This window comes from Azospirillum sp. A29, assembly GCF_042604625.1.
GTDB classification, from domain to species: Bacteria; Pseudomonadota; Alphaproteobacteria; order Azospirillales; family Azospirillaceae; genus Azospirillum; species Azospirillum palustre.
In genome coordinates, this window is record NZ_CP170466.1 from 1,112,395 (window position 1) to 1,125,472 (window position 13,078).

Sequence of the window (13,078 nt, forward strand, 5' to 3'; positions counted from 1 at the left end):
CATGACCAGGATCGTTGAGGCATGGCGGCGCATACCGACCGTATCGACCAAGTTCCTGCTGATCCTGATGCCCAGCCTCGTGGTCGCGGTTTCGCTGTTCTCGGCCCTGTTCTTCTATGACCGCTACAAGGATTTGCAGGCGGCGCTGAGGGAGAAGGTGGCGACCATCGCCGACATCAACGCGGCGGCACTGTCCAACAACCTGTGGACCTTCGACGTCCAAGCGATCCGCAACGTCATCCAGGCCATCGGCGCCAACCGGGAGCTTGTCTGCGTCGAGGTGAGCGACGATCTGGCCGACGGGCTGTTCGCTTGGCCGGGGCCGAGCTGTCCCTTGAGCAGCGACGCCAACATCGAACGGCGGCCGGTCCGGGTCCAGAACCTTCAGGTCGGCACCATCACCCTGCATTACAGCCACGACGTGGTGCGCGAACAGCTGCGGCAGGAGGTGGTGAACACCGCGGTGCTGCTTCTGCTGATGCTGGCCGGCACCATCGCGGCGGCGCTGACGGCACTGCGGCTGACGGTGGGCCGGCCGCTGGGGCGGCTGATCGCTTCCATCCTCGAATCGGAACGGGGCGGCGGGCACCAGCCGGTGGACTGGCGCGCCGCCGACGAACTTGGGCGGGTGATCCAGGCCCACAACGCCATGCTCGCCCGGCTGGGACAGGAGGAGGCCGCCCTGCGCAAGAGCGAGCAGCGGCTGGCGCTGGCCATCACCGCCACCCGGTCCTCCGTCTGGGATTACGACCTGCGCACCGGGCAGTATTGGTGGTCGAAGGAGTTCCCCGCCCTGCTCGGCTATGGTCCGAGCGAGCTGCGGATGACGGCGGAGACCTGGTCCTCGCTGCTGCATCCGGACGAGGCGGAGCGGGTGATGCAGGAGTCGCGGCGCCGGGTGCGCGACCGCGCCATGGCCTACACCGCCGTCTACCGCATGCGCCGGCGCGACGGCCGGTGGGCCTGGATCGAGGACCGCGCCACCGCCCAGCGCGATCCCGACGGCCGCGCCCGCCGCCTGACCGGGACCATGTCCGACGTCACCGAACGGGTGCGGGCCGAGCTGGATCTGGCCCATGAACGCAACGTGCTGCAGGTCACGCTGGACAACACCGACCAGGGCATCATCAAGGTCGACGGCGACGGGCGGGTGGTGACGGCGAACCGCCGCGCCGCAGAACTGCTGAACATCCCGCCCGAGGTGCTGGCCGGCAACCCGCGCTTCGCCGACGTGGTGGCGCTCCAGCGCCGCCAGGGCGAGTTCGGCGAGATGGGCGACGACCCCGACCTCTATCTCAGCTACGGCGTCGGCCCGGAGGGCCGCGGACGCGGTTCCGACGCCGGTATGGATGACGGCTTCGCGATGCCACCAAGCGAGCCGGCGGGGATGATCGACCAGCCCTTCACCTTCAAGCGCCGTCGTCCCGACGGCCGCATCGTCGAGGTGCGCACCAACCCGCTGCCGGAAGGCGGATTCGTCCGCACCCTGACCGACGTGACGGTGGAAGCCCGGTCGGCCGAGGAAATCTTCAATGCGATGCAGGAGTTGGAACGCGCCTACGCCGATTTGAAGGAGACGCAGGCCAATCTGGTCCAGGCCGAGAAGATGGCCTCGCTCGCCCTGCTGGTCGCCGGCGTCGCTCATGAGATCAACACCCCGATCGGCATCGCCTTCGGCTGCGCCACCCACCTGTCGGGCCGGACCGGAATGCTGGCCGAGACGTTCGAGCGCGGGACGATGAAGAAGTCCGAGCTTGCCGCCTATGTCGCCACCGCCAGCGAATCCTCCCGCCTGATCGAACAGAACCTGACCCGCGCCGCCGAACTGATCCAGAGCTTCAAGCGCGTCGCCGTCGACCAGACCAGCGAGGAACGCCGCCGCTTCGACCTGCTGGCCTATCTGGAGGAGGTGGTGACCTCGCTCGGCCCCACCCTGCGCAAGAGCCCGCACCGCGTCGCCATCGCCTGCTCGCCCGGCATCCTGATGGACAGCTTCCCCGGCGCGCTGAGCCAGGTGGTGACCAATCTGGTGATGAACGCGCTGACCCACGCCTTCCCGGCGGACAGCAGGGGGCACATGGTCATCGACGTGGACGAGGTGGCCGAGGGCGAGGTGGAGATCCGCTTCGCCGACGACGGTGTCGGCATCGCCGCGGAAAACCTGCCCAAGGTGTTCGAGCCCTTCTTCACCACCCGGCGCGGGTCGGGCGGCAGCGGCCTGGGGCTGCACATCGTGTTCAATCTGGTCACCCAGTCGCTGAGCGGGCGGATCTCGGTTGACAGCATTCCCGGCGATGGAACTACCTTCACCCTGCGCATTCCGAAGACCGTCATCCTTCCCGGCAGTCCTGCCGCCGCCACGCCTTCGCCGACGCCTGTACCGCTGGAGACCGAACCCGCATGAGCACCGGCGCCTACGACGACGACGAAATCCTGTTCGCAGACGAGGAGGCAGACGGCGCCCAGCCCGATCCCGGTGAGGCGGCCGCCGGCGCGGACCTGATCGACCCGGCAGCCCCGCCCTGGGTGATCCTGGTGGTGGACGACGAGTCCGACGTCCATTCCATGACCGGGCTTTTGCTGGCCGACGTCGCCTTCCAGCGGCGGCGGCTGGACCTCGTCAGCTGCTTCACCGCGGCGGACGCCCGCACCGTGCTGGAAAGCCGGCACGACATCGCCGTGATTCTGCTCGACGTGGTGATGGAGGAGGACGATTCCGGCCTGAAGCTGGTGCGCTGGATCAGGGACGGGCTGGGCAACCGCGATGTCCGCATCATCCTGCGCACCGGCCAGCCGGGTCAGGCGCCGCAGCGTGACGTGATCGTCGATTACGACATCAACGACTACAAGCCGAAGGCCGACCTGTCGGCGGAAAGCCTGTTCACCGCAGTGATCGCGGCGCTGCGCGCCTTCGACCAGATCCAGTCCATCGAAACCCGGGTGGCGGAGCGCACGCGCGAACTGCGCGAAAGCCGCGAGCAGGCGGAAGAGGCGACCAAGGCCAAATCCGCCTTCCTCGCCACCATGAGCCACGAGATCCGCACGCCGATGAACGGGGTGCTCGGCATGCTGGGCCTCTTGGAGCGGACCGAGCTGGACGACCACCAGCGCGACACCGTCGGCACCATGCGCGAGTCGGCCAACGCGCTGCTGCGGATCATCGACGACATCCTGGACTTCTCGAAGATCGAAGCCGGGAAGATGGATCTGGAACGGGTGGCGCTGTCGGTCCCGGCGCTGGTGGAAGGGGTGGCGGAAACGCTGGCGCCCGCCGCCGGGGCCAAGGGGCTGGCACTGCTGACCTATGTCGACCCGGCGATCCCGCAGGCATTGCTGGGCGATCCGGTGCGGCTGCGCCAGATCCTGTTCAATCTGGCCGGCAACGCCATCAAATTCACCGAGGCCGGACGCGTCGTGCTGCACGCCGAGCTGGAATCGCCCGCGACGGGATCGGAGACGCTGCTGCGCATCGCCGTCTGCGACACCGGAATCGGCATCGCCGAGGCGACGCGCCAGCGCCTGTTCCAGCCCTTCACCCAGGCGGAAAGCTCCACCACCCGGCGCTTCGGCGGCACCGGGCTCGGCCTGTCGATCAGCCGGCGGTTGGCCGCCCTGATGGGCGGCGAGATCGGGGTGGAGAGCGAGGTGGGCCTCGGTTCCACCTTCTGGCTGCGCCTGCCCCTGGCCAGCACCGCCGCGCCGGTTTCGGCGGAAGACGGTCCCGATGCCATCGGTCTGGACGGGCTGACCGTCCTGCTGGGCGTGCCCGACGACACGGAGCGCGGTTTCCTCGCCCGCTATCTGGCGCAGGCCGGCGCCCGCGTGCTGCCCGCCGCCTCCCCGCCCGAACTGGCGGCCCAGGCCCGCATCGCGCGCGAAGCCGGCTGCGCGGTCGGCGTCGTCACCATAGACGAGGCGCTGCATGTCCCGGCCGCCGCCTGCGCGCCGGAGGAGCTTGGCCGCCGCAGCGGCGAGGCCCGGCCACCGGTGGTCCTGCTCTGCCATGAGACTGGCGGCATGGCCGGCCCGTCCTCCCACCCCGCGACGCGTAGGGCGGAAGCCGGCACGGTGGTGCTGAGCCGCCCGCTGCGCCGGCTGGTGCTGTTGCGCGCGGTGGCCGTCGCCGCCGGGCGGCTGCATCTCCAGCCGGTCCACCCGCAGCCCCACCCTCAATCCTCCGCCCTGCCCCCCGCCCTGCCGGGGCCCGCTGGTGCCAGGACCGCGACAGGCCCCGCCGCCAGCGCCCCCGGCGTGGAGGAGGCGGAAGCGCAGGGGCGCCTGATCCTGGTGGCCGAAGACAATCCAGTGAACCGCAAGGTTCTGCTGATGCAATTGCAGGCGCTGGGCTATGCCGCGGAGATGGCGCCCGGCGGAGCCGAGGCGCTGGAGGCGCTCGATGCCATGCGGCAGGGCCGGCGGCGTTTTGCCCTGCTGCTGACCGACGTCCAGATGCCGGAGATCGACGGGTTCGAACTGACCCGCCGGATCCGTGGCGCCGAACCGCCGGCGGACCGCCTCCCGATTGTCGCCATCACCGCCAATGCCGCCCCGGCCGACATCGAACGCTACCGCGCCGCCGGCATGGACGACGTGCTGAGCAAGCCGCTGGAGCTGTCGCAACTGGGGGCGACGCTCGCGCGCTGGATGCCGCCGGCTCCGGCGGCGTCAGAGAAGGCGCCGGCACAGGCGTTGCCCAAGGCGTTGCCGGAACCGGTGTCCGAGGCGCAGCCTGGAGAGTATATCGAACTCGCCGGCCTGCGTGCATTGTGCGGCGGCGATGCGGAGATTCTGGCGGAACTGCTGGGCGATTTCATCGCCATCGGCCGCGGGGTGGTCGCCGATCTGGACAAGGCTCTCGACATGGGCGACCGTGACCGGATGCGGGCTTGCGCCCACAATCTGAAGGGCTCCTCCCGCAATGCCGGCGCCAAGCCGCTGGCCGAGGCCGCCCGCATGCTGGAGCAGTCGGCCGCCGAAGGCGCGCCGCTCGCCCGGCTCGCGGAGGAGGCCGGCCGGCTGCGCGACAGCTTCGCCGCGACCTGCACCTCCATCGAACGGGAACTGGCTCTCATGGAGCGGTCGACGGCATGAGCGATCCGACGGATTTCCACCCCGACCGGCGGCAAGCCCTCGGCCTGCTGTTGGGGACCGCTGCCTCCGTCGCCGCCACTGCCCGCAGTGCGCTTGCCCAAGGCGCCCCGGCCCAGGGCGCCCCGGCCCCAAGCGTCCCAGCCGATGTCGGCGTGCCGCGGCTGGGCGAGGAACTGACGCCCTTCGGAGCGGTGCGCGCCGGCAACCGCACGCGGGCGATTCCGCCCTGGACCGGCGGGCTGACCGCGGCGCCGCGCGGCTATGTGCCGGACCGCCCCTCGCCCGATCCCTATATCGAGGACGTGCGCTGGTTCACCGTCGGCGCCGCCGACGTCGAGCGCTACAAGGTCCGGCTGACCGCCGGGCAGCAGGCCTTGCTGGAGAAGTTTCCGGACAGCTTCGAACTGGCGCTGTTTCCCAGCCGCCGCAGCGCCGCGGCACCGCAGCGCATCTACGACGCCTCGCTCGCCAACGCCGACCGCGCCAAGCTGGGCGAGAACGGACTGGCCCTGCGCGACGCCACGGTGGGGGTGCCCTTCCCGATTCCGGCGAACGGCGTACAGGCGATGTGGAACCACAAGCTGCGCTGGCGTGGCGGCACCCTGTCGCGCACCAGCCTGACGGTGGTGCAGTCCGGCGACGGAACCCGGTCGCTGACCCGGCTGCGCGAGGATTTCGCCTCGCCCTATGCCGCCGGGGATGCCGCCGCCCCACCCCTGCTCTACCGCCGCACGATCCTGGATCCCAGGGAACAGGCGGGCAGCAGCCTGATCGTCCAGGGAACGCTCGACCCCATCGCCGCCCGCACCCGCGCCTGGATTCGGGAGGGGGAGCGCGGACGCGTCGTTCCGGCGTCCGACTTCGCCTATGACACGCCCGACCCGGTGACCGGCGGGATCTGTACCGCCGACATGCTGGACATGTTCAGCGGCGCGCTCGACCGCTTCGACTACACGCTGGTGACGCGGCGCGAGATGTACATGCCGTACAACGCCCACCGGCTGACTAACCCCAGCCTGACGATGCGGGACATCCTGTGGCCGCACCATCCCAACCCGCAGTTCCTGCGCTATGAGATGCACCGGGTCTGGGTGGTCGACGCCCGGCTGAAGCCGAACTTCAAGCATTCGCTGCCCGACCGCACCTTTTACCTGGACGAGGACAGCTGGCAGATCCTGGCGTCGGAGCATTACAACGGCAAGGGGGAGCTTCTGCGCTACGCCGAAGCGCACCCGTTGCCGGACTGGCAGGTGCCGGCCCTGGTCCCGACGATGGAATTCGCCTTCGACCTGACGGCAGACCGCTACACCGCCCGCGGCGTGGAGAACGGCCTGCCCCCGCCGCGCTACGACGCCCCGCTGAAGCCGGAGGACTTCACCCCCGACGTGCTGGTCCGCCGCGGAAGGCGGGGATAACCGGGGCGGGGATAGCCGGGGCGGGGGTGAAGCGGCGGCGGGTCGTTACATCGATCCGGTCTGCCTGACCTCGTGCGTCTCGGCCGGCCGGGTGGCGTGGCGGTTCAGGATCTCCAGCGCGATGCGTTCGCGGGCGGCGTCGCCGACATTGACCCACAGCAGGATGCCGCCCTTGTCGAGGTGTTGCAGCATCGGCTCGTTGCGCTTGTCGGTGATCCATTGCGACAGGAAGGACCCGGCCGCCCCGCTGCCGACACCCGCCGCGGCGGCAGCGGCGGCGGCGGCCAGAGCGGTGCCGCCGGTGGCAAGCACGGCACCGGTGGCGATGATGGCGCCAACATAGGCGGGGAAGCCGACCGCGGCACCCTTGCCGCTGCCGACATCCTCCGGCGAGATGTAGGCCTGCCGCGGTGCGTCGGGGTCGTGGGCGAGGCTGCCGACGTCGCCCGGCACATCGCCCAGCCGCTCGCGGATCGTCTCGTCATTGGCCAGCAGGCTCAGCTCGTGGCGCTGGAAGCCCGCCAGCGTCAGGTCGTCGATGGCGTTCTGCAGGGCATCGCGGCTGTCGAAGACCGCCACGGCCTCGCGCACCGTCGCATCGGTGCTGCCGGCATCGGTGCCGGCGGTTCCGCTGTCTCCCGTCCAGGCACTGGAATCGATCGTGGTCGGGTTCTGGTCGCGGCTCTCGATCATGCCTCCACCCCTTCGCTTGGCAGGAAGTCCGAACAATCCGAATCCAACCGGAAAGCGGCGGCAAGGTTCCGCTGGGGAGCGTGAGGCGGGTTTAGATCAGGGCCGCGAGGCGGCCGGTGGAGGCACCGTGCCACGCGGTTCCGGCATGGTCCCCAGGAACCACCACAGGCCCAGCCCGATCAGCACGGCCTTCACCAGCAGGAAAAGCGCGATGTGGCGGGCGAGCGGATTGCGGACCATGGGTTCAACCTGTCGATGCGGACCTGCCGGGCCACGGTCTGGCGATGAAGGCCGATCTGGCAAAAGCACCGGTGTTTTGGCTAGTATCCGGCATCCATGCTGTCAAGGAAGGATACCCGCCATGAAGCGGCTCCTGCTCGCCACCCTGTTCGCCCCTCTGCTTGCGGCCGGCCTGTCCGTCGGCTCAGCCGCCCCGGCCCTCGCCCAGATCAGCCTGTTCCAGGACACCGGCCTGATGCAGGCGGTCAATGACGGCGACGTCACCAAGACGAAGGGCGCCCTGTTGCGGGGCGAGAACCCCAACCAGGCGGACATCCATGGCAAGACCGCCCTGCTGGCTGCCGTCGACCGCTCCAGCCCGGCCATCGCCGCCCTGCTGCTGGACAGCGGCGCCAACGTGAACCGCGCCGACAAGGCCGGCGTCACCCCGCTGCTGGCCGCTGCCGAGAACGGCAATCCGGAACTGATCGACCTGCTGCTGAAGAAGGGCGCCAAGGTCGACATGGAGAACCGCGAAGGCATGACCCCGCTGATGGTCGCCGCCCGCAACGGCCGGGCCGACGTGGTGGACCGGCTACTGAAAGCCGGGGCGAAGGTCGACCGTTCCGACTTCACCGGACGGACCGCCCTGAACTGGGCGCAGGAAAGCCGCAACTCGCGCGTAGGAACCTTGCTGCGCCAAGCCGGCGCCCGCTGACCACCTTCCGCTGATCCTCTGCCCCGGAGACTCCATGTTCGGTTCGGCCTTCGGCGGTCCCGGTCCGCTGCTGCTTCTGCTGCTGGCGCTGGGGATCGACGCGCTGTTCGGCGACTGGCTGGACCGCATCCTGCCCGACCCGGCGGGTCTGGCGCGGCGCTTCTGCAACGCCGCCGATGCCCGGCTGAACCGGGCGGAGCGGGGCAAGTCGGCTCAAATGTTCCGAGGAGCGCTGGTGGTGCTGGCGCTGGTGCTGATCGCCGCCGCCGCCGGGCTGCTGGTGGAGTGGATCGGCTCCATCGGCCGCGGCTGGATGGTGGAGTTGCTGGCCCTGCTCTGCGGCCTGCGCGGCCGGGCAGCCTGGACCCGCGTGCGGGCGGTGCGCCGGGCGCTGGAAAGCGGCGGAGTCGTCGCCGGGCAGGAGGCGATCCAGTCGCTGACCCGCCGCCATGTCTATGGGCTGGACGAGCATGGCATCGCCCGCGCGGCGGTGGAGGCCGCCGCCCGCGCCTTCGACCGCAAGCTGGTGGCGCCGGTCTTCGGCTATGCCCTGCTCGGCGTGCCGGGCCTGTTCGTCTGGACCGCGATGGACGGCGCCGACGCCGCGCTCGGCAGCCCCGGCGTCCGCCATGGCCGCTTCGGATCGACCGCGGCGACGCTGGACGACGCGCTGAACGCCCTGCCCGCCCGCTTGGCCGGTCTGCTGCTGGCGCTGGCCGCCCCCTTCATCGGCACCGCCAAGGCCGGCAGCGCCTTGCGCGCTCTTGGCCGCGACGCGCGCAAGCATCCGTCCCTGAACATGGGCTGGCCCATCGCCGCGATGGCCGGCGCGCTGGGGCTGGCGCTGGGAGGCCCGCACCGTGACGGCGGCGTGGTCATCACCGAGAACTGGATCGGCGACGGCCGCGCCCGCGTCACCCCCGCCGACATCGGGCGAGCGCTCGCTCTGTCCGCCGTCGCCTCCCTGCTGCTGGTCGGGCTGGTGGCGCTGCTGCTGTGGGGCGTGGCCGGGATCTGAGGTACCGCAGCCCTGTGACTCAGCCCTGCGCCCCGGACACGGCAATGTCCCGCCCTTGTCAGGCCACTGCCCGCATCCCGTCCATATACTAGTATGGCGAAGCAGGGAAAGCGGGGGCGATGAGTACGGGAGAGAGTGCACCGGCTGCGGCTGAGGCTGCGCCGGCGGAAGCGGCTTTGGCGGAAAATATTTTGGCCGAGCGGGCCCTGGCGGAACGGCGGTCGGGCCGGGCCGGCATTTTCTGGATGATGCTGACGACACTGCTGTTCGTCACCCAGGACGCCACCATCCGGGTCCTGACCAAAAGCTATCCGGTGGTGGAGGTCGCCTGGGCGCGCTTCGCCGTGCACATGCTGCTGGTGGGTACGGTCGTCGCGTGGCGCAGCCCGCATCTGATGGTGTCGCACCGGCTGCCGCTGCAACTCGTCCGCTCCTGCCTGCTGCTGGCGACCACGCTGTTCGCCGTGCTGGCCCTGCGCAGCATCCCCTTCGCAGAGGTGCAGGCGATTGCCGCCGCCGTGCCGGTCCTGATCACGGCGCTGTCGGTGCCCTTGCTGGGCGAGAAGGTCGGTTGGCGGCGCTGGGCGGGCGTGCTGGTCGGGATGGCCGGCGCGCTGATCATCGTCGGGCCGGTGGGCGGCACCTTCCAATGGGCGCTGGCCCTGCCGCTGGCCGCGGCGTTCAGCAATGCGCTTTACCAGATCGCCACGCGCAAGCTGCGGGGCGCGGATTCGCCGACGACCACCATCTTCTACACCGGCATGGCCGGGACGGTCGCCTGCACGCTGGCCCTGCCCTTCAACTGGGTGACGCCCGACCTGACGGGCGCGGCGCTGATGATCCTGCTGGGGACGCTGGGCGGTATCAGCCATTTCTGCCTGATCCGCGCCTACAGCGCCGCCCCGGCCGCCACCGTGGCGCCCTTCGGCTACACCACGCTGGTGTGGGCGGCGGTCTATTCGCTGATGCTGTTCGGCGAGGAATTGCGCCTGTCGACGATCCTCGGCACCGCCGTCATCGTCGGCAGCGGCGTCTACATCTTCTATCGCGAACAGATGCGGTCGCGGCAGTCCTCCTGAACCGTCGGGCCGGCAGCCGTCAGGCGGCCTGCGGCCCGACATCCTCCACCATGTAGAACGGTCCCCGCCGGTCGCGCTCGACCCGCAGGATGAAGCGGCTGATCCCGCCGGCCTTGATGGTCCAGAGATCGCCGCCCCCGTCCAGCGGGCGAAGCTCCAGCTCGTCCGGCACCGGCGCTTCGCCCAGCCGTTTCAGGATGCGGTCGGCGCGGGTGCGGTCGATGCCGGGAAGACTTTCGGCGGCGCGGGCGTCGAAGCGGTCGCTCTTCACATAGCGGGTGCCGGCGCCCTGGATCGGGCTGGACGGCCGGCCGGGCTGCATCCGCGCCCGCGCCGCCATCAACCGCCAGCGAGCGGTGCCGCAGCCGTGGATCGCAGCGGCATGGACCGCGGCCACCCGCTCGATCAGTTCGGGGAACAGCGGCATCAACTCGCGGCGCTTGTAGGCCACGCGGCTCATCAGCTCATGAATCGAGCGCTCGCTCGCCGCGGCGGCGTCCGGCAACTCCACCGTCTCCGCCGCCAGCAGGGCCGGGATGGCGTCGAGCGCCGCCCTCGCCACCAGCGCCTCGATGCCGGCCAGCGCCGCCGCCCCTGCCGCAGCGGTGCGGGCGATGGCATCTGCGACCACCGGCCGGGCACGGTCGAGCGCCTCCATCCTCGGCACCTCGTCGGACAGGGCGGACAGCCAGCCGGCGTCGAACAGGGTGTCGTTGAGAAAAGAAAGAAAGGCGCTCAATCGCTCAAAACCCGGTCGGTGACGCTCAGCCGTCCGCGCGCATGCGGGCGACGATCGCCTCCAGTACCTCTTCGGCCCGGTCGTTGTCGACCTGACAGGTGCCGGCCGCCTGATGGCCGCCGCCGCCATACTGGAGCATCAGCGGGCCGATGTCCGTCTTGGAACTGCGGTCCAGGATCGACTTGCCGCAGGCCAGCACGGTGTTCTGCTGCTTCAGGCCCCACAGGACATGGATCGACACGTTGGTGTCGGGGAACAGCGCGTAGATCATGAAGCGGTTGCCGGCATAGATCGTCTCCTCCTTGCGGAGGTCGAGCACGACGACGTTGCCATGCACGGTGGCGCAGCGCTTCAGCTGGTCGACGAACAGCTCGGCATGCTGGGTGTAAAGCTCCACCCGCTCCTTCACGTCGGGCAGATCCAGGATCTGCTCGATGGTATGGCTGCGGCAGTAGTCGATCAGGTCCATCATCAGCTGGTAGTTCGACACCCGGAACTCGCGGAAGCGGCCCAGGCCGGTCCGCGCGTCCATGATGAAGTTCAGCAGGGTCCAGCCGGTCGGGTTCAGGATGTCCTCGCGCTGGTACTGCGCCGAGTCGGCCTGATCGACCGCTTCCATCATCTCGTCGGAGATGGTGGGAAAACGCTCCTTCCCGCCATAGTAATCATAGACGACGCGGGCGGCCGACGGCGCCTTGGGGTCGATGATGTGGTTGGGCTTCTCGCCGACGCGCATGGTTTCCGACAGGTGATGGTCGAACACCAGATGGGCTCCGTCGACGTAAGGCAGGTTGGTGGTGATGTCGCGGTCGGTGATCTCGATCTTGCCGTCCTGCATGTCCTTGGGATGGACGAACTTGATCTCGTCGAGGATGCCCAGCTCCTTCAACAGGACGGCGCAGACGAGCCCGTCGAAATCGGAACGGGTGACAAGGCGGTACTTCGCGGCGTCGGACATGCAAAAATCCCCTGGCGACCGTCATGATTGAGCGCGTGCCGGAAGGGTAGTCGCCTACCCCTTCGGCGCGCAATCCTTTACCAGAGACCCGCTCGCGAGATCAGCCCCAGGGGCCGCGGCGGTTCTGCGGCATGAAGCCGCCTTGGCCGCCTTGTGGCGGCGCCCCCCAGGGCGAGCGGCCATCGCGCGGCGGGGTCTGGCCACCGCCGAACCCGCCGCCCCCGAATCCACCGCTGAAGCTGCCGGTCCGGGCCGCCATCGCGCGGAGCCGCGCCACCCGCTCGCCCATGTCGGGGTGGGTGGAGAACAGGCTTGCCATGTTGGCGCCGCTGAGCGGGTTGGCGATGAACAGGTGGGCGGTCGCCGGGTGCGCCTCCGCCTGATAATTGGGGATGTGGTTGGTGCTGTTGTGGATATTGGTCAGCGCGTCGGCCAGCCAGTTGGGACGGCCGCAGATCTCCGCGCCGATGCGGTCGGCCTCGAACTCGCGGGTGCGGCTGATCGCCATCTGCACCAGCGTCGCGGCGATGGGGGCGAGGATGGCGGCCAGGATCGCCCCGACCATGCCAAGCGGGTTGCCGCCGCGCTCGTCGTTGCTGGAGCCTCCGAAGAACAGGCCAAAATTGGCGAGCATCGACACCGCGCCGGCGATGGTCGCGGTGATCGTCATGATCAGGGTGTCGCGGTTCTTCACATGGGCAAGCTCATGCGCCATCACGCCGGCGATCTCCTCCGGCGTCAGGCGCTGCAACAGGCCGGTGGTGGCGGCGACCGCCGCATGGTCCGGGTCGCGGCCGGTGGCGAAGGCGTTGGGCTGGTCGTTCTGGATGATGTAGACGCGCGGCATCGGCAGGCCGGCACGTTCCGCCAGCCGGGCGACGATGCCGTGGAACTCGGGAGCGGAATAAGCATCGACCTCGCGGGCGCCGTACATCGACAGCACCATGTCGCCCGAATTCCAGTAGCTGAACAAATTCATGCCCAGCGCCATGACGAAGGCGATGATCAGGCCGGTCTTGCCGCCCAGCAGGAAGCCGACCGCCATGAAGATCGCCGTCAGGCCGGCAAGGAGAATGGTGGTCTTCAGATAGCTGGTCATGATCGCCATATCGGTTCAGGATGGGCCGAGGCGGGGTAACCCGCTCCGA

At 69.7% G+C, this 13,078-nt stretch carries 11 protein-coding genes; 6 read left to right on the forward strand and 5 right to left on the reverse strand.

Features of this window, described 5'->3' with window-relative positions; all coding sequences use genetic code 11:
- Position 1: 1 nt before the first annotated feature.
- Genes ABNQ38_RS20075 through ABNQ38_RS20085 form a run of 3 tightly spaced genes read left to right on the forward strand, consistent with a single transcriptional unit; the run spans position 2 to position 6,506 of the window.
- Positions 2 to 2,404 (forward strand): ATP-binding protein, encoded by a 2,403-nt coding sequence (locus tag ABNQ38_RS20075; protein WP_377809901.1) that lies wholly within the window; start codon positions 2 to 4, stop codon positions 2,402 to 2,404.
- Positions 2,401 to 5,091: a response regulator gene (locus ABNQ38_RS20080; RefSeq protein ID WP_377809902.1), complete on the forward strand. Its 2,691-nt coding sequence runs from the start codon at positions 2,401 to 2,403 to the stop codon at positions 5,089 to 5,091. Before ABNQ38_RS20075 ends, ABNQ38_RS20080 begins: the two co-directional genes overlap by 4 nt.
- Positions 5,088 to 6,506 carry a DUF1329 domain-containing protein gene (locus ABNQ38_RS20085; protein WP_377809903.1) on the forward strand — a complete coding sequence of 473 codons (1,419 nt, stop codon included), beginning with the start codon at positions 5,088 to 5,090 and terminating at the stop codon, positions 6,504 to 6,506. The genes ABNQ38_RS20080 and ABNQ38_RS20085 overlap by 4 nt, the downstream gene beginning before the upstream one ends.
- Before the next feature lie 45 nt (positions 6,507 to 6,551).
- Here ABNQ38_RS20085 and ABNQ38_RS20090 read toward each other — a convergent pair whose 3' ends face one another.
- Both ABNQ38_RS20090 and ABNQ38_RS20095 read right to left on the reverse strand, forming a co-directional pair.
- The gene (locus ABNQ38_RS20090) at positions 6,552 to 7,199 is read right to left on the reverse strand and encodes a hypothetical protein (RefSeq protein WP_377809904.1); all 648 of its coding nucleotides are present in this window, start codon (positions 7,197 to 7,199) and stop codon (positions 6,552 to 6,554) included.
- A 96-nt stretch (positions 7,200 to 7,295) separates the two neighbouring features.
- Complete coding sequence (locus tag ABNQ38_RS20095) at positions 7,296 to 7,439, reverse strand: hypothetical protein (protein WP_377809905.1); 144 nt, start codon at positions 7,437 to 7,439, stop codon at positions 7,296 to 7,298.
- A 121-nt stretch (positions 7,440 to 7,560) separates the two neighbouring features.
- On the opposite strand from ABNQ38_RS20095, the gene ABNQ38_RS20100 reads away from it, so the two are divergent.
- From ABNQ38_RS20100 to ABNQ38_RS20110, 3 genes are all read left to right on the forward strand, one after another.
- Positions 7,561 to 8,136: an ankyrin repeat domain-containing protein gene (locus ABNQ38_RS20100; RefSeq protein ID WP_377809906.1), complete on the forward strand. Its 576-nt coding sequence runs from the start codon at positions 7,561 to 7,563 to the stop codon at positions 8,134 to 8,136.
- A 34-nt stretch (positions 8,137 to 8,170) separates the two neighbouring features.
- Positions 8,171 to 9,154: a cobalamin biosynthesis protein gene (locus ABNQ38_RS20105; protein WP_377809907.1), complete on the forward strand. Its 984-nt coding sequence runs from the start codon at positions 8,171 to 8,173 to the stop codon at positions 9,152 to 9,154.
- Between the two features lie 191 nt (positions 9,155 to 9,345).
- Complete coding sequence (locus ABNQ38_RS20110; RefSeq protein ID WP_377809908.1) at positions 9,346 to 10,233, forward strand: DMT family transporter; 888 nt, start codon at positions 9,346 to 9,348, stop codon at positions 10,231 to 10,233.
- A gap of 19 nt (positions 10,234 to 10,252) precedes the next feature.
- Here the strand turns inward: ABNQ38_RS20110 and ABNQ38_RS20115 are convergent, their stop codons facing one another.
- The 3 genes from ABNQ38_RS20115 to htpX form a co-directional block, all read right to left on the reverse strand.
- Entirely contained in the window at positions 10,253 to 10,972 is a 720-nt protein-coding gene (locus tag ABNQ38_RS20115) for a hypothetical protein (RefSeq protein ID WP_377809909.1), read from the reverse strand.
- A 25-nt stretch (positions 10,973 to 10,997) separates the two neighbouring features.
- The gene (locus ABNQ38_RS20120) at positions 10,998 to 11,930 is read right to left on the reverse strand and encodes an exopolyphosphatase (protein ID WP_098740420.1); all 933 of its coding nucleotides are present in this window, start codon (positions 11,928 to 11,930) and stop codon (positions 10,998 to 11,000) included.
- Positions 11,931 to 12,030: 100 nt separating this feature from the next.
- Positions 12,031 to 13,038, reverse strand: coding sequence for a zinc metalloprotease HtpX (gene htpX / locus ABNQ38_RS20125; protein ID WP_377809910.1), 1,008 nt, complete (start codon positions 13,036 to 13,038; stop codon positions 12,031 to 12,033).
- Between the last annotated feature and the right edge of the window lie 40 nt (positions 13,039 to 13,078).

What these genes read in the sequence shown, in the direction of transcription:
- ABNQ38_RS20075 (WP_377809901.1), top strand. Translation starts at nt 2, where the DNA reads ATGACCAGGATCGTTGAGGCATGGCGGCGCATACCGACCGTATCGACC.
- ABNQ38_RS20080 (WP_377809902.1), top strand. Translation starts at nt 2,401, where the DNA reads ATGAGCACCGGCGCCTACGACGACGACGAAATCCTGTTCGCAGACGAG.
- ABNQ38_RS20085 (WP_377809903.1), top strand. Translation starts at nt 5,088, where the DNA reads ATGAGCGATCCGACGGATTTCCACCCCGACCGGCGGCAAGCCCTCGGC.
- ABNQ38_RS20090 (WP_377809904.1), bottom strand. Translation starts at nt 7,199, where the DNA reads ATGATCGAGAGCCGCGACCAGAACCCGACCACGATCGATTCCAGTGCC.
- ABNQ38_RS20095 (WP_377809905.1), bottom strand. Translation starts at nt 7,439, where the DNA reads ATGGTCCGCAATCCGCTCGCCCGCCACATCGCGCTTTTCCTGCTGGTG.
- ABNQ38_RS20100 (WP_377809906.1), top strand. Translation starts at nt 7,561, where the DNA reads ATGAAGCGGCTCCTGCTCGCCACCCTGTTCGCCCCTCTGCTTGCGGCC.
- ABNQ38_RS20105 (WP_377809907.1), top strand. Translation starts at nt 8,171, where the DNA reads ATGTTCGGTTCGGCCTTCGGCGGTCCCGGTCCGCTGCTGCTTCTGCTG.
- ABNQ38_RS20120 (WP_098740420.1), bottom strand. Translation starts at nt 11,930, where the DNA reads ATGTCCGACGCCGCGAAGTACCGCCTTGTCACCCGTTCCGATTTCGAC.
- htpX (WP_377809910.1), bottom strand. Translation starts at nt 13,038, where the DNA reads ATGGCGATCATGACCAGCTATCTGAAGACCACCATTCTCCTTGCCGGC.